1 protein-coding gene is annotated in these 1,325 nt (G+C 29.7%); it reads right to left on the reverse strand.

The annotated features are described in order from the left end of the window. Positions 1 to 331 precede the first annotated feature (331 nt). Positions 332 to 865, reverse strand: a complete 534-nt coding sequence (locus CVD18_RS22235) for a hypothetical protein (protein ID WP_103867632.1) — start codon at positions 863 to 865, stop codon at positions 332 to 334. Positions 866 to 1,325: the final 460 nt, after the last annotated feature.

Consider the following 1,325-nt stretch of genomic DNA (forward strand, 5'->3'; position numbering starts at 1 on the left):
AAAACCAAGCAAATCCTCATAAAAAGCCTGAAAACTACTTTGAAATATCGTTTTTTGAGGTAATCTGCTACCATAAAAAAATGCTAAAGTGACATCCTAACGATTTTCTTTCTTGTTAAGGGTATAGCAAACCTCTCGAATTCCCCCTTATCACCAAATCCCAGATCAGTCAACAGATCATATAGCGCTAGCCTATCGGCACGCCATATGCTTAGTTATTATTGAAATATTATCCCTATTGTCAAAAGAAACTTTTAAAAATATCAAAATCAATGCATTATCTATAGCAGCTTGTTCTAATATATTAATTCTAGCTCATAGGTTTTTGAAGTTATTCTTTATAATATGAATTGTTCGTAAAAGGGCATTTCTCAATATTCTGAGAATTAACAGTCCACAGGACACAGGTGATTTTCCATTCATTATCCAGCTTTATCAGAGTCCAGTGTTCTTTTCCCCAATTTGTTATTTTTTCTTTTTTTTCAAAAGTATAATCAAAACTAACAGTCGCGTAGTTATTTTCAATCTTAATAGTAAGGTTATAAAAACGTTCTCTACAATCACCTTCTTTTTTTACATAATTGTAGAAATCTTTGAAGCTTCCCGTATAAAAAGGGCGATAATCATCTTTAACTTCACGGGACGCTTTTGTTTTTCCTTCAGAAATCGATGCCCAAGTTATAGAATCATGTAAGAATAGATTATAAAAATCTTGTTCTTTTGTTGAATCATAAATTGCAGTTTTAAAAGTATTTACAATGGCATATAGTTCTTGACTATCTGTTTGTGTTTGTGCTTTGACATTTAGATTAAAGGAGATAATAATTAAAATTACAATAATCACTTTTTGCTTTAATAGTTTCATTTTGTTTATTTTTAAATCTCGACTAACGTCAAATTTAGTTAATGAAAATCAAGATGTTGAAAAGTCTAAATCTTCGGGTTTGATATCAAATTTATTGATTTATTTTTTAATTCTTTTGACGAGTCCCATTTTTCTTTTTTGATCAAGAAACAAATTTTCTGTAGGTGGCTTATAAGTTTGTTTTTTAGTGACCATATTCCAAATAATTACTGTAAGTTTTCTAGCTGTAAAGATTAATAAAATACTATAGAGCTGGTATTGAAAAATTAGTATTCAGTAGTGAGAATACTGTATTGAGGCTTACAATAAATTCGTTTTCTTTAGAATTAGAGGTTTGTGTGATGGTTACGGGTGTTGAACTAATCCTCGTTGCCTCGGGAGCTTTTTTTTAGCTACTTACAAAAATACCTTAACTTGATGACTCGACAAAAATCTTAAGCATATGTATATAAAAAAAGTC

The sequence above is a fragment of the Aquimarina sp. I32.4 genome (assembly GCF_002924285.1).
Classification (GTDB): domain Bacteria; phylum Bacteroidota; class Bacteroidia; order Flavobacteriales; family Flavobacteriaceae; genus Aquimarina.

What these genes read in the sequence shown, in the direction of transcription:
- CVD18_RS22235 (WP_103867632.1), bottom strand. Translation starts at nt 865, where the DNA reads ATGAAACTATTAAAGCAAAAAGTGATTATTGTAATTTTAATTATTATC.